The sequence below is a fragment of the Roseobacter sp. GAI101 genome (assembly GCF_000156335.1).
GTDB lineage: Bacteria > Pseudomonadota > Alphaproteobacteria > Rhodobacterales > Rhodobacteraceae > Sulfitobacter.
Genome location: NZ_DS999213.1, coordinates 406805 through 428109 on the forward strand (window position 1 = coordinate 406805; position 21305 = coordinate 428109).

Sequence of the window (21305 nt, forward strand, 5' to 3'; positions counted from 1 at the left end):
AAACGATGTCGCTGTTGCAACCTAAGTTTGTATTGCATCGATAAGCTCAACCCTAGAAGGATAAGATATGACCGCTTTTGCCTATGTTGAAGACACGCTTGTTCTGCCATCCCAGACCAAATCCCTGACACTGCATTGTGGCGCGGGCACTGGTTTGTTCACCACCAGCTGCACGCCATCCATGGTTGACGGCGCTGAAACAGGTCTGTTCACCACCAGTTGCGCGCCATCAGGCACCGCAATGGCAACCGGTGATCTGGTCGAACTTTTCACAACAAGTTGCTGAATTCATTTTATTAAATATATCTCTGTGCCCCGCCGGGCACAGAGTATTTTGTGGAAAGGTCGCCCATGTCCAACGTCATCCAACTGTTGCCGCTGCGGCAGACCAAGAGCCAAGGGACCGTTGCCCTGAGCCAAATGTTCGCCCACCAACGCCGTGCACAGGGGGATATTTTCTGGCTGAAGGAAAACGCTGAATGGTTGGGCATCCTGCGCAGCTTCAATGGGGATATTCCGCCAGCTGCAGTAGAGCCTTATCGTGAATTTTATGTCAGCTTGCCTGTGCAAATCGCATTCTTTCCACAGTATTACAGGTTTTTCTTGTCTCTGTGCCTGGATCTGGAAGATTTGGGGATCGACGGAAACTACGGCGAAGAGCTGTCACATTGGGTTGCATCGCAAGGGCTGGCGCAGGCCGAACTGTCTGATCTGCAGCGTGCCGAAGCCGAGCGTTTGTTGATAAGGCGAAATGCCTTGCAGCGCGATGCTGATCTGGACACCCGTTTGCGGCGTTTCATCTCGCGATCTGAAACCTTTGCGCTGCCCAACAAAAAGGCCGCCTACGAGCTGGCCCATATCATTTTTTATCTTGCCGACTATGGCCGGATTGATCCCGAACTGGCCCCTGCGGCGATCACCAGTCTTGAATATGCGGGGTTGCTGGCGTTCCTGGATCAGAACGCGGATCTGCTGGCGGAAATTTGTGCGGCATTGCGCTTTGCCGGTGCCCGTCCGAACCTGATTTGGGAAAGCTTCGTGCACAGCGCGTACCGCGATTGCCATTTGGGGCAGGCGGCACACCCCGTTCCGACAGACGGTTATCATACTTATCTTGTGACGGGCTGGCTGTCCCGGATGTCCGGACGCGCCGTGTTTCAAGAAGATATTCCTACAGGTCAGGTCGTTCTTTATGGTCCGGAGGAAGGCGAAGGCGCGTTGCGAGATTTGTCCCAAGGATTATTTGACATGGGCGCGCACCGGTCTGCGGACTGGTCCAGAATGCGGCAGGTGCTGGTGCCTGCGCTTGGTCCCCAAGGTCGCTGTGTTCTGGAAGCTGCCGAAGGATCGACCGACAAATTCGATGCCTTCTTTGAAGGGTTCGCGCGGGCCTCAGGGGGCTGAAATCACGGGAGATGAAATGACCTCATTAAAAATGAGGTCAGCCTCCGGCGGGAGTTTATCTGGCAAAATGAAGCCGGGGCGGCGTTACATCGAGAAGGATGTTCCGCAGCCGCAGGCGCTGGTCGCGTTCGGGTTTTCGATGACAAAGCGCGCGCCGATCAGTTCTTCGGAAAAATCGATGATAGCATTGGTCAGGAAGGGCAGCGATATGCTGTCCACGACGACTTTCTGGCCGGCCCCTTCGAGGATGAGGTCATCGTCTTTGGGTGCATCGAGGGCAATGTCATATTGAAATCCGGAACATCCGCCGCCTTCGACAGCGACGCGCAGTGCTTTTCCGTCAGCGGCGGCACCAATCTCGGCGAGGCGGTCAAAGGCGCGGGATGTGACTTTGGGGGGCAGGTTCATTTTCGGGCTCCGGTGTGATCGGTTTCCATCTGTCGTTGCTTGCAATATAGAAAGCCACAGGACAGGCCACAAGGACCTCATATCATGCGCGCTTCTTTTGCCTCTGACCCAGCAGCAACCCGGGGACGGTTGATGCCGGAAGAGGAAAGCACTTTTCGGTCATGTTTTCAACGGGACCGCGACCGGATCATCCACGCCAGCGCCTTTCGGCGGCTCAAGCACAAGACCCAGGTCTTTATCGAACATGAAGGCGATTATTATCGCACACGGCTGACCCATTCGATCGAGGTGGCGCAGGTGGCGCGCACGATCTCGGGGGCTTTGGGGCTAAACGCTGAACTGACCGAGGCGGTCGCACTGGCCCATGATCTGGGTCATCCACCGTTTGGCCACACGGGCGAAGATGCGTTGCAGGCCTTGATGCTCCCCTATGGGGGGTTTGACCACAATGCCCAGGCCATCCGCATCGTCACCCATCTGGAGCGGCATTACGCGGAGTTTGACGGGCTGAACCTGACCTGGGAAACGCTGGAGGGGTTGGCAAAGCACAATGGGCCGGTCACCGGTACGCTGCCATGGGCGCTTGAGGCCTATGGCCGCCAGCATGATCTGGAGCTGGCCACTTATGCCAGTGCCGAGGCGCAGGTGGCGGCGATTGCCGATGACGTGGCCTACAACCATCATGATCTGCACGACGGGTTGCGGGCCGAACTTTTTTCCACGGATGAACTGGCGGCACTGCCCATTTTGGATCGCAACTTTGCCGAAGTGGACAGGTTGTACCCCGGCTTGAACTATTACCGGCGGCGGCACGAAGCATTGCGGCGGTTCTTTGGCGTGCTGGTCGAGGATGTCATCAGCTTTGCCCGCGCCCGCCTGGACGACATGCAGCCGCAAAGCGCCACGGATATCCGCATGGCCGGGCGTACGCTGATCCGCTTTTCCGATCCTGTTTTCGAGGACCTCAAGGTGATCCGCGCGTTTCTGTTTGACCGGATGTATCGCGCACCGTCGGTGGTGATCATGCGAAAACAGGTCACGCAGGTGGTCGAAGACCTGTTCCCCTATTTTCTGGCACATCCCGATCAACTGCCCAAGCAATGGCGCAAGGACGTGGAGGATGTGGATGGGGATACCGCGTTGGCCCGGATCGTGAGCGACTATATCTCGGGCATGACGGACCGCTTTGCCTTGCAGGAACATGAACGCCTGATGGGCTAAGCGGGCAGTCGCGCCTGAATTGACTGCTCTTGATCGACACCGCTTGAACCTTGTGGCTTTTTCAGGTGATACACGGGGCCAGGACGAAGGAAGCCCGTTATGAACCTATTTGCCGATATCCGCACGCTTGTGCTGTCCGCGCTTGATGCGCTGGTCGCCGAGGGCTTTTTGCCCGAGGGCCTGAATTTTGATGCCATCGCGGTCGAGCCGCCGCGCGACGCCGCACATGGTGACATGGCGACCAATGCCGCGATGGTGCTGGCCAAGCCCGCCGGGCTGAAGCCGCGCGAGATTGCCGAAAGGCTTGCGGTCAAGCTGGTTGACGATGCGCGCATTTCATCGGCAGACGTGGCAGGCCCGGGGTTCTTGAACCTGCGGCTTGCCCCGTCGGTCTGGCAGGGCATCGTGGGCGCGGTTCTGGCAGAGGGTACCGATTTCGGGCGCGGCGATCTGGGCAAGGGCAAGCGGGTCAACGTCGAATATGTCTCGGCCAACCCGACGGGGCCGCTGCATGTGGGCCACACGCGTGGTGCGGTATTTGGCGATGCGCTGGCAAGCTTGCTGGATTTCGCGGGCTGGGATGTCACCCGCGAATATTACATCAACGATGGCGGGGCGCAGGTCGACGTGTTGGCGCGGTCCGTATACCTGCGCTATCTTGAGGCGCATGGCCAGGAGGTCGCATTTCCCGACGGCACTTACCCCGGCGACTATCTGATCGGGGTCGGCGAGGCGCTGAAGGCCAAGGTTGGTGACGCTTATATCGATCAGGACGAGAGTGTCTGGCTGGAAGATGTACGCAATTTCGCCACCGAAGAGATGATGAAACTGATCCGCGATGATCTGGCGTCCTTGGGCGTTGAGATGGACGTGTTCTATTCGGAAAAGTCGCTGTATGGTACCGGCAAGATCGAAGCGGCGATCGAAGACCTGAAATCCAAGGGCCTGATTTACGAAGGCGTGCTTGAGCCGCCCAAGGGTAAACTGCCCGAAGATTGGGAGCCGCGCGAACAGACCCTGTTCAAGTCCACCGCACATGGTGACGATGTCGACCGCCCGGTGATGAAATCCGATGGCGGCTGGACCTATTTCGCACCCGATATCGCGTATCACTATGACAAGGTACAGCGCGGGTTCGACATGTTGATCGACGTGTTCGGGGCCGATCACGGTGGCTATGTCAAGCGGATGAAGGCGGCTGTTTCGGCGTTGTCCGGGGGCACCGTGCCACTGGACATCAAACTGACTCAGTTGGTGAAGCTGTTCAAGGACGGCAAGGAATTCAAGATGTCCAAGCGGGCAGGGACGTTCGTGACCCTGCGCGATGTGGTCGATCAGGTTGGCTCGGATGTGACGCGCTTTGTCATGCTGACGCGCAAGAATGATGCGATGCTGGATTTCGACTTTGCCAAGGTACTGGAACAATCCCGCGAAAACCCTGTATTTTATGTGCAATATGCCCATGCGCGGGTCAATTCCGTGCTGCGCAAGGCCGCCGAAGCGGGTGTTGCTACCGATCTGGCCGCGTTGCAGGCTGCGGATCTTGGCCTGCTGGACCACGAGGCAGAGCTGAAGCTGGCCGCGAAGCTGGCCGAATGGCCGCGCCTGGTCGAGACGGCGGCGCGCAGCAATGAACCGCACCGGGTGGCATTCTATCTGTATGAACTTGCAGGGGATTTCCACGGTCTTTGGAACCGGGGCAATGATGTGCCGTCTCTGCGCTTTTTGCAGGATGATGCCGCCGTGTCGCAGGCAAAAATCGCGCTGGCCAAGGCCACGGCGATTGTAATTGCGTCAGGTCTTGGTATTCTAGGTGTGACCCCAGCGGAAGAGATGCGTTAAACGCACGCCCGCCGGACAGGCAAATTCAAACGACAGACCCGTGCCGACGAAATGTGCGGCGGGCAGTGAGGCAGAGATGGCAGATTACACGTCCTCCCCCCATGGTGGGGGATACCAGGTTGAATCAGACATGTATGTTCCCCCTGTGCAAGGGACTAACGCACTGGGAAAGCTGACGAATGTTGTAGGCGCGGCGATGTCTGTCGCGCTGGTTATCGGCATTGGCGTGTGGGGGTACAAGCTGCTGGTGCGCGATGTTTCCGGCATCCCCGTGGTGCGTGCCGCCGAAGGTGACATGCGGGTGCGCCCCAAGGAACCGGGGGGGCAACTGGCCGCCAATCAGGGGCTTTCCGTGAATGCTGTGGCCTCCGATGGTACCGCAAGCGCCTTGGCGGATCGGGTCATTCTGGCCCCGCGACCGCTGACGCTCGAGGACGAAGACCAGCCTACGCAAACCGCGATGGTTGCATCTGCGCCACAGAAAAAGACCCCAGTGCCCGATATTGCGGCGGCGTTGCAAAGCGGCGATGTTGACGGCCTTGTTGCCCAGTTGACGGACGGCATGGACCCGATCGAGGATGACGACGCGCCGCTCGAGCCGATCAAGGCAAGTGCGACTGTCGATATGGACACGCTCGAGATGTCCGTATCGAACGCGATCGCGGTCGCGATGGTCGCCGAACCGGGTGTGAAATCTTCGCTGCGCCCCAAGACGCGGCCTGCGACCCGCGCGGTCGTGACGCCTGCATCCTTTACGCCAGCGGCGGCATCCGGCAGCGTCAATGAACTGGCCGCCAGCGATTTGCCGTCTGGCACGCGTCTGGTTCAGCTTGGGGCCTTTGACAGCCCCGAAATCGCCCGCGCCCAATGGGACACGTTGAACGGCCGCTTCGGTGCCTATCTTGAGGGCAAGTCGCGCATCGTTCAGGAAGCCAGCAGCGGGGGCCGGACGTTCTACCGCTTGCGTGCCCACGGGTTCGAAGACATTGCCGACGCTCGCCGGTTCTGTTCGGCCTTGGTCGCTGAAAACGCGGATTGCATTCCTGTCGTGACCCGTTGATGCGATTTGGCGCGACCCTTCTTGATGCGACGGGCCTGCGGCTGACGGCGGATGAAAAGGCGCTGTTTCGCGCGGTAAAACCCTTTGGGTTCATCCTGTTTGCCCGCAACATCGACACGCCCGATCAGGTGCGCGCCCTGTGCGATGAACTGCGCGAGGCGGCTGGCCACGATGCGGTGATCACAGTCGACCAGGAAGGGGGGCGGGTCCAGCGCCTGCGCGGGCCTGTCTGGCGCGACTGGACGCCGCCGATGAGTTTTGTGCAGGCGGCCGGGGCCAATGCGGCCGAAGCGATGTATATCCGGTTCCGCCTGATCGCAGACGAACTCTACAATATCGGCATCGACAGTAATTGCGCGCCGATGGTTGATGTGGCAGGGCCGCAAACCCATGAATTTCTGTATAACCGCTGTTACGGAACGGATGCCGCACAGGTCGCGACCTTGGGCCGTGCCGCTGCCGATGGCATGCTGGCGGGCGGTGTGCTGCCGGTGATGAAACACATGCCGGGCCACGGGCGCGCGACGATGGACAGCCATTTCAATCTGCCCTTGGTCGGGGCAGATCACACCACCCTGACAGCGCATGATTTCGCCCCCTTCAAGGCGCTGAACGACCTGCCGATGGGGATGACGGCGCATTTGGTCTATGACGCGATTGATCCGCGTCCTGCGACGCTTTCGCCTGTGATCATGGACCTGATCCGGCGCGAGATCGGTTTCGACAATCTGATCATGACCGATGACATCTCGATGAAGGCGCTGGACGGTCCCGTGGATCAGATCAGCCGCGATGCGCTGGCGGCGGGGTGCGATGCGATCTTGTATTGCAATGCCTCGTTGACGGATCGCGCTTTGGTGGCTGAGGCTGCGGGCGAGATGACGGATGCTTCCCAAATCCGCGCAGAACGTGCCCTGGCGGCGCGCAGAACCCCTGACGAGATTGACATTTCCGCCCTGACTGCGAAGCTTGATGCGCTTTTGGGCGGGGAATTGCATGGCTGATACGCTCGTGAATGAGGACCAGAGCGCGGTCGCCGAACGGTTGGCCGCCGAGGCGCTGATTGTCGATGTCGATGGGTTCGAAGGCCCGCTTGACCTGCTGTTGACGCTGAGCCGCACGCAAAAGGTCGACCTGCGCAAAATTTCGGTGCTGCAACTGGCGCGGCAATATCTGATGTTTGTGGAACGGGCCAAGGCGCTGCGGCTGGAACTGGCGGCGGACTATCTTGTGATGGCGGCCTGGCTTGCATTCTTGAAATCGCGGCTGCTGCTGCCCCCCGATCCCACCGAGGAAGGCCCCACGGGTGAGGAGCTGGCCGCACATCTGGCGTTTCAGCTTGAACGGTTGCAGGCGATGCGCGACGCTGCGGCGCGGCTGATGGCGCGCGACCAACTGGGCCGCGATTTCTTTGCACGCGGCCAGACCCAAGAGGTCAAGCGCACCCGCCGTGTCACCTACAGCGCGACGTTGCTGGACCTGATGCAAGGCTACGCCCGCATTCGAACCCGTGACGATTTCCGCCCCTTCGTGATGGACCGCGAAAAGGTCTTTACGATGGAACAGGCGTTGGAACGGATGCGCGGTCTGATCGGGTTTGCCGGCGATTGGGGTGATCTGACCGGCTATCTGCCTGAAGGCTGGGACGGCGATCCGGTGATGCGCCGGTCGGCGACAGCGGCGACCTTTGCGGCTTCGCTCGAGTTGGTGAAAGAGGGTCATCTGGACATCAGACAGACAGGGCTGTTTGCCCCGATCGAATTGCGAAAAAGGGTTGAAGAGCGTGGCTGAACCAGTTGAAGATAAAGAAGAAAGCCTGTTCAGCGCCCCACCCATGGCCGAGCAGGAACGGATGCTGGAAGCAATCCTGTTTGCCACGTCCGAGCCGATCACCCTGCGCGACATCGCAGCGCGACTGCCGCATGGCTGCGACCCCGCCGAGGCGATGGTATACCTGCGCAAACGGTACGAGGGGCGCGGCGTGCAGGTTGTGAAGGTGGATGACGCCTATGCCATGCGAACGGCCGCCGACCTTGGCTATTTGATGCAAAAAGAGACCGTCGAGGTTCGAAAACTGTCGCGCGCGGCCATCGAAACCCTCGCGATCATCGCCTATCACCAACCCGCCACACGGGCCGAGATTGAAGAAATCCGGGGCGTATCGGTATCGCGGGGCACGCTGGACCAGCTGCTGGAACTTGAATGGATCCGCTTTGGCCGGCGCAAGATGACACCGGGGCGGCCTGTGACTTTTGTCGTGACGCAAGAATTTCTTGCGCATTTCGGCCTGGAAACGCCGCGCGACCTGCCTGGCCTGAAAGAACTGCGATCTGCCGGATTGCTGGAAAGCCGACCCGCCTTTGGGACGATCCCGATGCTGGACGGCGAAGAGGACGAAGAAGAAGCGACTGAGGGTCAAAGCGAGTTGTTCGAAGATTAATTGGCAAACGGGCCTGAAAAATGCCGTATTACTTCTATATTGAAGAGAAGAAGTAAAATTCCACGTGCCAACCGAGGTGAAAAATGAACCAGATTGTAAATATGATCATGCGCCGTGTGATGGGCCGGTTGATCAATAAAGGTGTCGATTTCGGCTTTCACCAAGCGTCTAAAATCGGCAAGGGCAAGAATGGTGCAACGCAGCAGCCAGCCGTATCCCCCGAAGAGGAAACACGGCGCGAGCATGCCGGGCGTGAGCAGGGGAAGCAATCACGCCAGATGTTGAAGAACATGCGGCGTTTGAACAGGTTTTAAGCCTCGTCAGGGGGCGCTGCCCCCCGCCCTGACGGGCGTCCCCCGGGATATTTAAGAGCCAGAGATGCGAGGCATCAAATGTCAGGCTGGCGAGCGGAAATGCTTGCTGAGCTTGAGCCCCTGACCTTGATAGTTTGACGCAATGCCAGCGCCATAGAGCTGCGTGGGCACGTGCGCCATTTTCTCGTAGACGAGGCGACCCACGACCTGACCGTGTTCCAGTACGAAGGGAGCTTCGTGGCAGCGAACTTCGAGGACGCCGCGTGAGCCTGCACCGCCGGAGGATGCGTGACCAAAGCCGGGATCAAAGAAGCCTGCATAATGCACGCGGAATTCACCCACCATGGCAAGGTAGGGGGCCATTTCGGCGGCGTATTCGGGCGGGATCGTGACGGCCTCGCGGCTTACCAGAATGTAGAAGGCACCGGGATCAAGGATGATCTGGCCATTGTCGCTGTGGACTTCTTCCCAATAGTCGGCGGGGTTATAGAAGCCGATGTTATCCAGATCGATCAAGCCTGTGTGGGGTTTGGCGCGGTATCCCACAAGCGTTGAGCCGGGCAGGCGCAAGTCAACGGAGAAGCCAAGCCCGTCGTCGATGACAGCATCCCCATCCACCAGCGGCGTGATGGCATGCAGCGCGCGAAGGGCGTCATCGTCTAATGAGGCATCCCCGGTGGAGAAACGGATCTGATTGAGCCGCATGCCGGGGCGCACCAGAATCGAGAAGGACCTGGGACAGATTTCAGCGTAGAGCGGGCCTGCATAGCCCGGCGCAATGCGGTCAAATTCGGTGCCGCCATCGGTGATCGTGCGGGTCAGCAGGTCAAGCCTGCCGGTGGAGCTTTTGGCATTGGCAACGGCTGAGATGTCGGCGGGCAGGGACAACGATTCCATCAACGGGACAACGTAGACGCAGCCTTTTTCCAGCACGGCACCTTTGGTCAGATCGACGCGGTGCATTTCGAATTCAGTCAAGCGGTCAGAGACCTTTGCACCGTGTCCCGCCAGAAAAGAGGCGCGCACCCGGTAGGCAACGGTGCCCAAACGCAGATCGAGGCTGGCAGGTTGAATTTGCGCGGTATCAACGGCGGGCGATCCGATGATCTGGCCTGCGCCGATCATTTCACTGATTTGCTGGTTCGGGATTACACCGCCCATGGCTGGACCTTTCAAATGCAAACGCCCACACCGTGAAAGGCGCGGGCGTTTGTTTTATGTCGGTTGGTCGGGCTAGCAGGACTCGAACCTGCGACCTTCCGTCCCCCAGACGGACGCGCTACCAGGCTGCGCCATAGCCCGACATGAGGCGTTTCATACCTGATAATCACGGGTGCGCAAGGGGGAATTGCCGCAAAGCGCATCGGGAATTCAGTCTTTTGCCGAAGGACTGTGATCAGCGGGCATGGAATCGTGCATGGCCTGCAGACGCGCCAGTACGGGAGCGATTTTCCGGGCTGAGTCTGGCGATACGCGTTTGCATGTCAGCATGGATGCAAGACCGGTTGGGGCGGGGGACATATCCGCTTCGCTTGGTATCGGGGGCAGGTCGATTACCCGGGGTTTCGGAGCGGCGGCTGGGGGTTCCTGTTTCGGCGCGGGGGTGGTGTTGTGTGTTGCGCTGATTTGTTCCGGTGCAGGGCGGCGCAGGAATTTCGGGGTGTCAGTTGCGGTGTCACTGGTGTCTTGATCAGGCTCGGGTGATGCTATCTGCTGAACCGGCTCAGGTTCTTGAGTGGCGGCATCGGGGGCGATGTCAGCTTTCGCGTTATCTGCCTCTGTCGTTGGGGCAGTTTTTGAAGAATCACTCGCTGGGGGCGTTTGCGTCTCTGGCGCTAGCGTGTCGGCATTGCTTGTTTCAGCGGCCTCGGTGTCGGCGGGGGCCGTGGGTTCGTCAATCGCTTGGGGCGGCGCTGCCAATCTGTCCTCAGCCTCGACAGGGGGCGTAGCGATTGTTTGCGGAGGCGGAGAGGGCAGCACATCCTGGTCCGGATCAGCGGTTTCTTCAATCTCCGGTTCTGTGAGCGTGCTTTGGTCCTTTGCAGTCATATCAGGCTGCGTGTTTTCGGAGACTTTATCAGCGCGTGAGGCTTCAAAGGGGAGAACGACGCTTTCAGCAACCGGTTCTTTTACATCAACCGTTGTGACTTTCGCGGCGGAAGCGGGCATGTCGATCATGTCCTGATCGTTCTGGTTCAGGTCGGCCTGTGTCACTTCGTCCAAGGGGGCGGAAAGGGCGGCGACATGGCTCATGCCTTCTTCGCGCAAGATCTTCTGTACGCCTTTGATGGTAAGGCCATCATCATGCAGCAAGCGTTTGATTCCGCCCAGCAAAAGCATATCGGCGGGGCGGTAATACCGCCTGCCGCCAGCCCGCTTGATCGGTTTGACTTGGGTAAACTTACTTTCCCAAAACCGCAGCACGTGCGCCTGGATTTCAAGCCAATCTGCTACTTCGGAAATTGTTCGGAACGCATCCGCAGATTTGGCCATCAGTTTAACGCTTGTTGCCGTCGGCAACGCGGTCCTTCATCAAATGGGAGGGGCGGAAGGTCAGCACACGGCGCGGATTGATCGGGACTTCTTCGCCGGTTTTCGGGTTACGGCCAACACGGGCAGATTTTTCCCGAACCGAGAACGTCCCGAATGAGGAAATCTTGACCTGCTCTCCCTGAACCAATGCATCGGACATGTGATCCAGCACGGATTCCACCAATTGCGCGCTTTCATTTCTGGAAAGACCCACTTCGCGAAACACAGCTTCGCTCAGATCCATCCGCGTCAAGGTCTTGTCGGCCATCACATCCCCCATGTTTATTTCCTCCAACATAGGCTGCCACGTTTTTGCAAGTCAATAACTATGGACTGTAAGGTCCTGTTTGCGCGACAAAAAGCAGTTTTACCAGCGCAGAACGACAGCACCCCAAGCCAAACCGCCGCCGATGGCCTCGGTAACGAGCAGGTCGCCTTTTTTGATCTGGCCGCGTTCCTGACCGACCGAAAGCGCCAGCGGAATCGACGCCGCAGAGGTGTTTCCATGGTCTTGCACGGTCACGACGACCTGATCCATAGACAGGTTCAATTTCTTGGCAGTGCCTTGAATAATACGGATATTTGCCTGATGCGGTACGACCCAGTCGATGTCGTCCGCCGTTACGCCGGCGCGGTCCATCGCGGTGGTCGCGGTCGAGGCGAGCTTTTCAACCGCATGGCGGAAAACCTGATTGCCCTGCATGCGCAGATACCCGGTTGTGCCGGTGCTGACGCCGCCGTCGACATAAAGCAGATCGCGGTAGCGTCCGTCGGAATTCAGATCGGTTGACAGGACTCCGCGATCCTCGGGCGTACCGGTGCCCTCTTGCGCTTCCAGCAGCAATGCGCCCGCGCCATCGCCGAACAGAACGCTTGTGCTGCGGTCGGTCCAGTCCATGATCTTGCTGAATGTTTCCGCCCCGATGACCAAGACCCGCTTGGCCTGACCTGAAACGATCAGGGCATTGGCGTTGGACAGGGCAAAGATGAACCCGGCGCAGACAGCCTGCACGTCAAAGGCAAAGCCGTTTTCCATGCCAAGCTGCGCCTGCACCATGGTTGCAGCGGATGGAAAGGTCAGATCGGCGGTAGAGGTCGCCAGAATGATCGCGTCGACATCGGCCGGGGTCTTGCCGGCCTGTGCCAGCGCCGCAAGGGCTGCGGCTGTTGCCATGGTTGACGTTGTTTCATCGCCAGAGACGAAATGACGCCGTTCGATCCCCGATCGGGACCTGATCCAGGCATCATCCGTATCAATCTTGCCTTCGAATTCGGCATTTTCCACGACACGTTCAGGCAAGTAATGCCCCGCACCAATTACAACTGCCCGTAAGGTCATTTTTCGGTCTCTTTCACCGGAGCGGCTGCTGCAACACGCGCCGCCAACCGGTTGGTAAATTCACTTTCCGCAAGGCGCGCGGCCAGTTTGATGGCCGAGGATACGCCGGTTGCATCGGCCGCACCATGGGATTTTACGACTGTGCCATTGAGGCCCAGAAAGACGCCGCCATTCACACGGCGCGGGTCAAAGCGCTTGCTGACCCGACGCAACGATGAATATGCCAGCACCGACGCCATACGCGACCAGATCGAATTCTTGAAGGCGGTGCGCAGACCGCCGCTGATCAAGGTCGCGGTGCCTTCGCCGGTCTTGATTGCGATGTTGCCGGTAAAGCCATCGGTGACGATCACGTCAGCCACGTCGCCCGCGATATCGCCGCCTTCGACAAAACCGACGAAATCGAATTCGGCATCGTCGGCGGCGTCGCGAATCAGCTCATGGGCTTCTTTCAGTTCGGCGCGGCCTTTGTGTTCTTCGGTTCCGACATTCAACAAGCCGACGCGGGGCCGTCTGATGTCCATCCCGTTGCGCGCGTAGGAATTGCCCATCAGCGCGTATCGCAACAGGTCGTCGGCATCGGCGCGCACATCGGCACCGACATCCAGCAAGACGTTGAAGCCCTGGGGATTCGTTGACGGGTAGAGCACCGCAATCGCGGGACGGTTCACGCCAGGCAGCTTTTTCAGGCGGATCATCGACAGCGCCATCAGCGCGCCGGTGTTGCCGCAACTGACGGCAACCGACGCCTCGTGGGACCGCACAGATTCAATCGCAGACCACATCGACGTATCTTTGCCGTTGCGCACGACGTTGCTGGGCTTGTCGTCCATGGTGACGACGCCTTGTGCATCGCGCACAGTGCAACGACCCCGCAATTCGGGGCGCTTGGCCACTAATGGTTCAAGCGTCCCGGCGGGGCCGTGCAGGACAAAACTAATGTCCGGATTTTTCGCCGCAGATTCAGCACACCCGGCAACTACGATTGCCGGGCCCTGATCGCCCCCCATTGCGTCAACTGAAATGACGGTACGCTGAGCTTTCGCTTGAGCCTGATCGGACGTGGCCGTCATCTTTTGCGAAGCCTCTTTATGCTGCGGTTGACTGGATCAGCTTACGCTGCGTCTTCGTCGAGGTCGACTTCTTCGGCCATCGCGACAACTTCGTTGTCATCATAGTGGCCGCAAGCAGCACAAATGTGGTGTGGGCGCTTCAGCTCACCACAGTTTGGGCATTCGTTAGGGTTCGCAGCGGACAGCGAATCGTGCGCGCGGCGGTTGTTGCGACGCGATTTGGAAACTTTATTCTGTTGGACAGCCATATCTGGTGCCTTTGCCTTCGGGGTCGTTCAGCGGCATGTAGCCAAAGACGACCGTGTTTCAGATCAACTCCCGGTTTGGGCGTGACGTGCGTTTAGGCCTAAGCCTATCCGATGTCCAACCTTAATTGGGGTGAGAGGCGCAAAATACTGCTAAACAATGTCGATGCAACCCCGATTTTAAAGCAATTACCTGTGTTTTAGTCCTTATCGTCTTTCAGCGCTTGGCGTAAATCCGCCAAGCCCGCAAAGGGGCGGGCGTCCGCGTCTGTCATCGGGGCGTCGCCAGGCTTGGTATAGACCAGTTCGCCCAGCTCGGCTCCGTCGGCACGGGGGTATTCGGGCACCTCAAGCGCCAGCGCCTCGATCATCACGACGGCCGGGTCGATCCACGGCGTCAGCGGTTCTGACCTGTCATCTTCCGGCATTTCCGCTTCCGGTTCATCCGGTTCGACGTAATCCTTGATGAAAAGCCGCGTGATATCAGCGTCGATGCGGGTCGTGACAGGTTCCAGCGTGACAACGCAGGGCTGTACGACTGTGGCACCTAGGCGCGCATCCAGCTGCCAATCGGTACGCCCGAGCGCGGTGAGCGTGCCCTGAAAGGATAATCTTCGTACCGATGTCAGGCCCAGCTCGAGGGCGATTTCGCGCAGTGCCTCGGCGTCAGGGCGCAGGGAAAAAGGTGTTTGCGCATTTTGTGGCAGCTCTGCGACACGCAATGCTGTGGGGCTTGGGGGCGTGCGAGACATGATGTTGTGCTTTCGTTTCTTGAACCATAGGGGCTGCTTGGTGTATGCGAGATAAAAGCCATGATCCCTAAGGGCAAGAGGGCACTAAAGAATGCGTAAAGATCGCCATGTCACAAAGACACTGTTTGCTGCCGCTCTTGTTGGGGCTGGTCTGACGCTTGGGGCCTGCGCGCCGCAATACAAGAACCATGGGTATATCCCGCCTCAGGAAGATCTGGATCAGATCACCGTTGGCCAGGATACGCGCGACACCGTGGCGCAAACCGTGGGCGTGCCTGCATCGGCGGGACTGCTGACCAATTCCGGCTATTACTATGTCCGGTCGCGGCGCAAGGCCATCGGGTTTCTGGCCCCTCAAGAGGTCGAGCGCGAGGTCGTCGCCGTTAGCTTCAACGCGCAAGGCGTGGTCGAAAACGTCGAACGCTTCGGGCTTGAGCGTGGCAACGTGATCGAGCTGGACCGCCGCGTGACCAGTTCATCGGTCAAGGACAGGTCCTTTATCCGTCAGCTTCTGGGAAATATCGGTCGCTTCAACCCGGCAGGGCTTGCGGGCTAGGGCCTGCGCCTTTGCACCCCAGGGTGTCACCACAGCAAGGCATTGATGCGCTGTCCCTCATTCGGGGGCGGTACGAGGTGTTCGTGGCGCAGTCCGATCAGGACGTCCAGGCGGCACAGGCACTGCGGGCGTTTGCATTTGGTCTGGATGTCGCGTTTGATCGTGATGCATTCGATGCCACACAGCATCAGGTTCTTGTGCGTGATCTACAGGCCGGAGAGATCGTTTGCTGCTTTCGCACCCGGCTTTTCCTGGGCGCGCAACTGGACCAAAGCTATGCCGCGCAATTCTATGATTTGACGGGTCTGTCACGCTTTGACGGTCTGATGATGGAGTTGGGGCGTTTCTGCGTGCATCCGGATACCCATGATCCCGATATCGTGCGCATGGCCTGGGCGGCGCTGACGCAGTTTGTGGATGCACAGGGAATCAAGCTGATGTTCGGGTGTTCGTCTTTTGCGGGCGGGGCGATTGGCGACTATGCCGACTGCTTTGCCCTGCTGCGCGCGCGCCACCTGGCCCCCGCGCCTTGGCAGCCGGGGGAAAAGGTCCAAGATCCCGTTCGATTCGCGGATCACGCAGGCACGCAACCGGACGTGAAAATGGCCATGCTGCGGATGCCGCCATTGCTGCGGACCTATCTGTTGATGGGAGGGTGGGTCAGTGACCATGCGGTGGTCGATCGGCACATGAACACGCTGCATGTTTTCACCGGGCTTGAGATCGACGCGATCCCTGAGAATCGCAAGCGCCTGTTGCGTGGACTTGGATAAAAGATTCCATGCCTTCGGCGAGGATTTAATACCATTTGGAATGAGGGTCATTGACCCCGACGCGGTGCAGATATAGCTGGCAGGCATGGCACGCGCACCCCTTTTGCAAGTAAACGAGATTACGCTGACTTTCGGCGGCGATCCCGTATTCGAAAATATGTCCTTGGTCGTTCAGCCGGGCGACCGGCTGGCTTTGGTCGGGCGGAACGGCTCTGGTAAATCCACCTTGATGAAGGTGATGGCCGGCTTTGTCGAAGCCGACAGCGGCGACGTGATCGTCGGACCCGGCGTATCGGTCGGCTATATGGAGCAGGACCCCGATCTGAGCGGGTTCGATACCTTGGGCGAATTTGCGTCCCACGGGCTTGATCCGTCCGAGATGTACAAGGTTGAACGCGCAGGCGAGGGGTTGAAGTTCGACCCTGCGCGCCCCGTGAGTACAGCCAGCGGCGGAGAACGCCGCCGTGCGGCCCTGGCGCGCCTGATGGCGTCCGAGCCCGAGTTGATGTTGCTGGACGAACCGACCAACCACCTGGACATCGAGGCGATCCGCTGGTTGGAAGACGAGCTGAAAACAACCCGCGCCGCCTTTGTTATTATCTCTCACGATAGGGCATTCCTGCGTGAATTGACCCGTGCGACCCTGTGGATCGACCGGGGGGTGGTGCGCCGTCAAGAGATCGGCTTTGGCGGGTTCGAGGCCTGGCGGGACCAGATGTGGGAAGAAGAGGACATGCAGCGCCACAAGCTGAACCGCAAGATCAAGGCGGAGGCACGGTGGGCTGTCGAGGGTATTTCAGCGCGGCGCAAGCGTAACCAGGGCCGCGTGCGCGCCTTGCAGGATTTGCGGGCCGAACGTGCCAGCCAGATCACGCGGCAGGGCACGGCGGCCATGGCGCTTGAGGCCGGACCCAAGTCTGGCCGCAAGGTGGTCGAGGCGGTGGGAATCACCAAGGCCTTTGGCGGCAAGACGATCCTGCGCCCCTTTGATATTACGATCCAGCGCGGTGACCGCATTGCCTTGGTCGGTCCGAACGGTGTAGGCAAGACCACGCTTTTGAATATGCTGATCGGCAAGGAACAGCCCGACAGCGGGACGATCAAGCTGGGCACCAACCTTGAGATTGCGTTGTTTGATCAGGCGCGTGCGCAGCTGGATGGCGACATGTCGCTGTGGGACAGCCTGACCGGCGATCCCGAGATGCGTGTATCGGGCAAAGCAGACCAGATTCTGGTGCGCGGTCAGCCGAAGCACGTGGTCGGGTACCTGAAGGAGTTCCTGTTCGACGAAGCGCAGGCGCGTGCGCCCGTGCGGTCGCTGTCGGGTGGGGAAAAGGCGCGGTTGCTGCTGGCCAAGATCATGGCGCGGTCCAGCAACATGCTGGTGCTTGATGAACCGACAAACGATCTGGACGTTGAAACCCTTGATCTGATGCAGGAACTGCTGTCGACCTATGATGGTACTGTGCTGCTGGTGAGCCACGACCGTGACTTCCTGGACCGTGTCGCCGCGACTACGATCGCGATGGAAGGTGACGGCAAGGCCACGGTCTATGCAGGCGGCTGGACCGATTACCTGGCACAACGCCAGCAGGACGACTTTGACCAGAGCGTGATCGCCAAGGCGAAACCGGGGGCCAAAGGCGAGAAACCGAAAGCGTCCGCTGCCAAGGGGCTCAGCTTTACTGAAAAGCACCGTCTTGAGGCGTTGCCTGCAGAGATCGCGCGGCTTGAGGCCGAGATTGCCAAGCTGGAAGAGCTGATGAGCGATCCGACGCTTTACTCTGACAATCCGGTGAAGTTCCAGAAGGCCACGGATGCGCTGATCGAGCGCAATGAAAAACTTCAGGACGCCGAGGCCGAATGGCTGGTGCTTGAGGAAAAAGCCGAAAGTTAAGGCGAGGGGGGGGCAGGTTCAACCCGCCCCCCTTCTTGCTTAGCCCAGTTGGACCAAGGCGTGACGTTTCTTGCCAGCGCTCAGTTTGATTGGTGTTTCCAATGCCGCGGCGTCAATCATCATGCCCGCGTCGGTCAGCGGTTCATCATTGATCCGCGCACCGTTTTCCGAGATCAGGCGCTTCGCTTCTTTGCCGGACCCGGCCAGACCCGATTTCACGATCAGCTGCACGATGGACATGCCGTCACCGATGTCTGACGGGCTAAGCGTCAAGGTGGGCAGGTCATCGCCCACGCCGCCTTTTTCGAACACTTCGCGCGCTGTCGCCTCGGCCGCGGCCGCAGCGTCCGCGCCATGGAGCAGCGCCGTGACTTCGTTGGCGAGCCGGATCTTGGCCTCGTTGATCTCGGACCCTTCCAGCGCGCCCAGACGGTCGCATTCGTCGATGGGCAGTTCGGTGTACAGCTTGAGGAAGCGGCCCACGTCAGCGTCCGTGGTGTTGCGCCAGAATTGCCAGAATTCGTAAGGACTTAGCATGTCAGGGTTCAGCCAGATCGCACCGGATTGCGATTTTCCCATCTTCTTGCCGTCCGAGGTTGTCAACAGCGGAGTGGTCAGACCGTAAACCTCGCCATCAATCACCCGGCGTGTCAGGTCGATACCGTTGACGATATTACCCCACTGGTCCGATCCGCCCATTTGCAAGATGCAGCCATAGCGGCGATGCAGCTCCATGAAATCATAGGCTTGCAGGATCATGTAGTTGAATTCGAGGAAAGACAGCGACTGTTCGCGGTCAAGTCGCGACTTGACGCTTTCAAACGACAGCATCCGGTTGATCGAAAAATGCCGCCCGATGTCGCGCAGGAAGTCGAGGTAGTTCAATCCGTCCAGCCATTCGGCGTTGTTGATCATCTGCGCATCCGACGGGCCATCGCCATAGGTCAGGTAGGCGCTGAACACCTTTTTGATGCCGCTGATGTTGTCGTCGATCTGTTCTGACGTCAGCAAGGGGCGTTCATCGGCGCGGAACGACGGGTCGCCCACCTTGGTCGTGCCGCCGCCCATCAGCGTGATCGGCTTGCCGCCGGTCTTTTGCAGCCAGCGCAGCATCATGATCTGGATCAGTGATCCCACATGCAAGGATTTGGCTGTGGCGTCAAAACCGATATAGGCAGGTTGCGCGCCCTTCAGCAGCGCCTCGTCAAGGCCTTGATAATCCGTGCAGTCGGCGACAAAGCCGCGCTCCATCATGATGCGGATAAATTCGGATTTGGGGTGGTATGTCATGGCGCTTGCCCTCAGCTTGGGTGGTGGTGCACTCTATATGTGCTGAGCAGACAAAGGAAAAGGCCATGAATAGGCCCCACGGAAATCGGATCGCGAAAACAGGTGTGTTACGGGCCGCAGGCGCGATGAGCGGCACGTCGCTGGACGGGGTGGATGTGGCTGTGATCGACACGGATGGCCATGATATCATGGGCTTTGGCGTATCCGGCTATCGTGAATACACAGGTGACGAACGCAAGGCGATTGCCGCAGGTTTTGGCAAGTGGTCGGGGGCAGAGGTGGACGCGGCGACGGAGGTCGTCGAGGCCGCGCATCTGGCGATCTTGCGCGATTTCACCGATGTGGACGTGATCGGCTTTCACGGGCAAACGCTGGCCCATGCGCCGCGCCAGCAGGGCACGTTACAGGTGGGCGACGGGGCGGCGCTGGCGGATGCGCTTGCGGTGCCTGTGGTGTGGGATTTCCGGAGCGCCGACGTGGAACTGGGCGGCGAAGGCGCGCCGCTGGCCCCTTTCTTCCACCACGCCTGTGCGCGTTATGCGGGGCTGACGGGGCCGGTGGCGTTTTTGAATCTGGGGGGCGTAGGCAATCTGACCTGGGTCGATCCCGGCATTGCCCAACCCCATGCCGAAGGTGCCTTGCTGGCCTTTGACACGGGGCCTGCGAATGCGCCGATCAATGATCTGATGCAGGCGCGGCTGGGGCAGGCCTATGACAAGGGCGGCAGGATCGCGTCAAAGGGCACTGTGGAAACCGGTGCGCTCGAACTGTTTCTGGCCGAGCCATATTTCGCAAGGTTGCCGCCCAAGTCATTGGACCGGAACGATTTTGCAGAGATGGTCGCCCTGGTCGGAGAGCTGTCGGATGCCGATGCCGCAGCCACCCTTACTGCGATGTGTGCGGCGGGCGTGGCCGAAGCGATGGACCATTGCCCGCGCCTGCCGGACCGTGTTCTGGTGACTGGTGGCGGTCGGCATAACCCGGTGTTGATGGAGATGTTGGCGGTGAGTCTGGATTGCCCTGTCGCCCCGATCGAAGACATCGGGCTGGACGGTGACATGTTGGAAGCACAGGCCTTCGGCTATCTGGCTGTGCGCGTGGCCCGGGGGCTGCCCACGTCCTGTCGCAGTACCACCGGTGTGCGCGCAGCGGTTGGGGGCGGAACAGTCAGCATGCCAAAGCCCGCAGCCAGCTAAGGCGCGACATTCAATCCTTGGAACCAAGGGGCAGACAGGCGCTTTGGCCCCGTCGGCCAAAAAACTAGTGCAATGATTCTGCAAGGTTAGGGGTTTTTCAGCCTGTATATATAATTTTATTGAAACTCAATACAACTATCGGGCGTGTATATGTCAGAGTGGCACCTTTAGAGATGTAATTGAAACCGCTGCTCGGAAATAAGGAGGACTATACTATGACCAACCTGATAAATATCGTGAGCGGCTCAGTGACATCCTTACTGTTGGCCAGCTCGGTTCACGCGCTTGACGTGAGCGTAGGCGCAGACGTCGCAGGCATCGGTGTCGATGCGGGCGTGAGCGTCGGTCACGGATCTGTGGCAGCTGCGGATGTCGGTGCGACTTTCGGTGGCGATAATACTTCTGGTTCGGGCGCAACGGCGGATGTCGGGGCAAGCATCGGTGGCAGCAGTTCCGGTTCAGGCGCAACTGCCAATGCCGGAGCGAGCGGCGGCAGCAGCGGTGGTGGCACCGGCTCAGGCTCGGGGACCGGGGTTACCGGATCAGTCAATACGGCAGCCGCAGTCGGGGCGAGGGCGGGCACGATGTCTGAGACCGCTGCCTTCTCTTCGCAGGCACGGCTGAAGCCTCAGACGTCCATCGACAATTTTCTTGGTGCCACGATCATGACGTCCGATCGCGAGGTCGTCGGGATGATCGAGAAGGTCCGCGGCGGTGCCGATGGTAAGATTATCGCCACGGTACGTATGAATGCAGCTTTCGGTGCCAATGGCCGGACGATCCAGCTGAGATTGCAGGCCCCCGGAAAGGACCCTGATCTGATACGCCTTGGATTTACAAAAACGTCCTTGCTGGCGCGGATCAACAGTTGAAGGCTGGCTGGTTTGGCAGGGTCCAACAAAGCACAGCGTTGACCCGGTGCCACGTTTAAGAAATGAAAAAAGCGCGCATGAATTGCGCGCT

22 protein-coding genes, 1 tRNA gene and 1 pseudogene are annotated in these 21305 nt (G+C 59.4%); 14 read left to right on the forward strand and 10 right to left on the reverse strand.

Annotation, left to right across the window (positions count from 1 at the left end):
- The first annotated feature begins 67 nt into the window (after positions 1-67).
- The gene (locus tag RGAI101_RS01830; RefSeq protein WP_008225833.1) at positions 68-286 is read left to right on the forward strand and encodes a DUF6749 family protein; all 219 of its coding nucleotides are present in this window, start codon (positions 68-70) and stop codon (positions 284-286) included.
- A gap of 65 nt (positions 287-351) precedes the next feature.
- Positions 352-1404 (forward strand): DUF6902 family protein, encoded by a 1053-nt coding sequence (locus RGAI101_RS01835; protein WP_008228767.1) that lies wholly within the window; start codon positions 352-354, stop codon positions 1402-1404.
- An 84-nt stretch (positions 1405-1488) separates the two neighbouring features.
- On the opposite strand, the gene RGAI101_RS01840 is transcribed toward RGAI101_RS01835, so the two are convergent.
- Positions 1489-1812 carry a HesB/IscA family protein gene (locus RGAI101_RS01840; RefSeq protein ID WP_008225747.1) on the reverse strand — a complete coding sequence of 108 codons (324 nt, stop codon included), beginning with the start codon at positions 1810-1812 and terminating at the stop codon, positions 1489-1491.
- A gap of 84 nt (positions 1813-1896) precedes the next feature.
- On the opposite strand from RGAI101_RS01840, the gene RGAI101_RS01845 reads away from it, so the two are divergent.
- The 7 genes from RGAI101_RS01845 to RGAI101_RS01875 all read left to right on the forward strand — a co-directional run bounded on the left by RGAI101_RS01845 (position 1897) and on the right by RGAI101_RS01875 (position 8689).
- Positions 1897-3033: a deoxyguanosinetriphosphate triphosphohydrolase gene (locus tag RGAI101_RS01845; protein ID WP_037227114.1), complete on the forward strand. Its 1137-nt coding sequence runs from the start codon at positions 1897-1899 to the stop codon at positions 3031-3033.
- Positions 3034-3132: 99 nt separating this feature from the next.
- The gene (gene argS / locus RGAI101_RS01850) at positions 3133-4875 is read left to right on the forward strand and encodes an arginine--tRNA ligase (RefSeq protein WP_008225886.1); all 1743 of its coding nucleotides are present in this window, start codon (positions 3133-3135) and stop codon (positions 4873-4875) included.
- Between the two features lie 130 nt (positions 4876-5005).
- Positions 5006-5935, forward strand: a complete 930-nt coding sequence (locus RGAI101_RS01855; RefSeq protein ID WP_254655227.1) for an SPOR domain-containing protein — start codon at positions 5006-5008, stop codon at positions 5933-5935.
- Positions 5935-6939, forward strand: a complete 1005-nt coding sequence (nagZ, locus tag RGAI101_RS01860) for a beta-N-acetylhexosaminidase (protein WP_008229309.1) — start codon at positions 5935-5937, stop codon at positions 6937-6939. The genes RGAI101_RS01855 and nagZ overlap by 1 nt, the downstream gene beginning before the upstream one ends.
- Complete coding sequence (locus RGAI101_RS01865) at positions 6932-7726, forward strand: segregation and condensation protein A (protein ID WP_008229147.1); 795 nt, start codon at positions 6932-6934, stop codon at positions 7724-7726. Before nagZ ends, RGAI101_RS01865 begins: the two co-directional genes overlap by 8 nt.
- Positions 7727-7769: 43 nt before the next feature.
- Positions 7770-8375: an SMC-Scp complex subunit ScpB gene (gene scpB / locus RGAI101_RS01870; RefSeq protein WP_008227193.1), complete on the forward strand. Its 606-nt coding sequence runs from the start codon at positions 7770-7772 to the stop codon at positions 8373-8375.
- An 83-nt stretch (positions 8376-8458) separates the two neighbouring features.
- A complete protein-coding gene (locus RGAI101_RS01875; protein WP_008225991.1) occupies positions 8459-8689 on the forward strand; it encodes a hypothetical protein in 231 nt (76 codons plus the stop codon).
- 81 nt (positions 8690-8770) lie between these two features.
- Here RGAI101_RS01875 and RGAI101_RS01880 read toward each other — a convergent pair whose 3' ends face one another.
- The 8 genes and pseudogenes from RGAI101_RS01880 to RGAI101_RS01915 all read right to left on the reverse strand — a co-directional run bounded on the left by RGAI101_RS01880 (position 8771) and on the right by RGAI101_RS01915 (position 14630).
- Complete coding sequence (locus RGAI101_RS01880) at positions 8771-9850, reverse strand: 2'-deoxycytidine 5'-triphosphate deaminase (RefSeq protein ID WP_008225639.1); 1080 nt, start codon at positions 9848-9850, stop codon at positions 8771-8773.
- A gap of 64 nt (positions 9851-9914) precedes the next feature.
- A tRNA-Pro gene (locus tag RGAI101_RS01885) sits at positions 9915-9991 on the reverse strand.
- A gap of 929 nt (positions 9992-10920) precedes the next feature.
- Positions 10921-11182: pseudogene (locus tag RGAI101_RS22675) on the reverse strand (MerR family transcriptional regulator); the annotation flags it as partial.
- 4 nt (positions 11183-11186) lie between these two features.
- Positions 11187-11489, reverse strand: coding sequence for an integration host factor subunit alpha (gene ihfA, locus RGAI101_RS01895; RefSeq protein WP_037228874.1), 303 nt, complete (start codon positions 11487-11489; stop codon positions 11187-11189).
- A 99-nt stretch (positions 11490-11588) separates the two neighbouring features.
- On the reverse strand, positions 11589-12560 hold the full coding sequence (locus tag RGAI101_RS01900) for a beta-ketoacyl-ACP synthase III (protein WP_008227172.1): 972 nt from the start codon (positions 12558-12560) through the stop codon (positions 11589-11591).
- Complete coding sequence (gene plsX, locus RGAI101_RS01905; protein WP_008226920.1) at positions 12557-13633, reverse strand: phosphate acyltransferase PlsX; 1077 nt, start codon at positions 13631-13633, stop codon at positions 12557-12559. The genes RGAI101_RS01900 and plsX overlap by 4 nt, the downstream gene beginning before the upstream one ends.
- A gap of 41 nt (positions 13634-13674) precedes the next feature.
- The gene (gene rpmF, locus RGAI101_RS01910; protein ID WP_008228590.1) at positions 13675-13881 is read right to left on the reverse strand and encodes a 50S ribosomal protein L32; all 207 of its coding nucleotides are present in this window, start codon (positions 13879-13881) and stop codon (positions 13675-13677) included.
- Positions 13882-14078: 197 nt separating this feature from the next.
- Positions 14079-14630 carry a YceD family protein gene (locus tag RGAI101_RS01915; protein ID WP_037227116.1) on the reverse strand — a complete coding sequence of 184 codons (552 nt, stop codon included), beginning with the start codon at positions 14628-14630 and terminating at the stop codon, positions 14079-14081.
- A 91-nt stretch (positions 14631-14721) separates the two neighbouring features.
- Between RGAI101_RS01915 and RGAI101_RS01920 the strand changes: the two genes are divergently transcribed.
- The 3 genes from RGAI101_RS01920 (at position 14722) to RGAI101_RS01930 (ending at position 17856) form a co-directional block, all read left to right on the forward strand.
- Positions 14722-15186 carry an outer membrane protein assembly factor BamE gene (locus RGAI101_RS01920; RefSeq protein ID WP_008229179.1) on the forward strand — a complete coding sequence of 155 codons (465 nt, stop codon included), beginning with the start codon at positions 14722-14724 and terminating at the stop codon, positions 15184-15186.
- Positions 15187-15209: 23 nt separating this feature from the next.
- The gene (locus tag RGAI101_RS01925) at positions 15210-15959 is read left to right on the forward strand and encodes a GNAT family N-acetyltransferase (protein WP_037228876.1); all 750 of its coding nucleotides are present in this window, start codon (positions 15210-15212) and stop codon (positions 15957-15959) included.
- Positions 15960-16044: 85 nt separating this feature from the next.
- A complete protein-coding gene (locus RGAI101_RS01930; protein ID WP_008228367.1) occupies positions 16045-17856 on the forward strand; it encodes an ABC-F family ATP-binding cassette domain-containing protein in 1812 nt (603 codons plus the stop codon).
- Positions 17857-17895: 39 nt separating this feature from the next.
- On the opposite strand, the gene tyrS is transcribed toward RGAI101_RS01930, so the two are convergent.
- Positions 17896-19146, reverse strand: coding sequence for a tyrosine--tRNA ligase (tyrS, locus tag RGAI101_RS01935; protein WP_008227711.1), 1251 nt, complete (start codon positions 19144-19146; stop codon positions 17896-17898).
- A 65-nt stretch (positions 19147-19211) separates the two neighbouring features.
- On the opposite strand from tyrS, the gene RGAI101_RS01940 reads away from it, so the two are divergent.
- Complete coding sequence (locus RGAI101_RS01940) at positions 19212-20342, forward strand: anhydro-N-acetylmuramic acid kinase (protein ID WP_037227117.1); 1131 nt, start codon at positions 19212-19214, stop codon at positions 20340-20342.
- A 215-nt stretch (positions 20343-20557) separates the two neighbouring features.
- Entirely contained in the window at positions 20558-21214 is a 657-nt protein-coding gene (locus RGAI101_RS01945; RefSeq protein ID WP_008226471.1) for a hypothetical protein, read from the forward strand.
- Positions 21215-21305 lie beyond the last annotated feature (91 nt).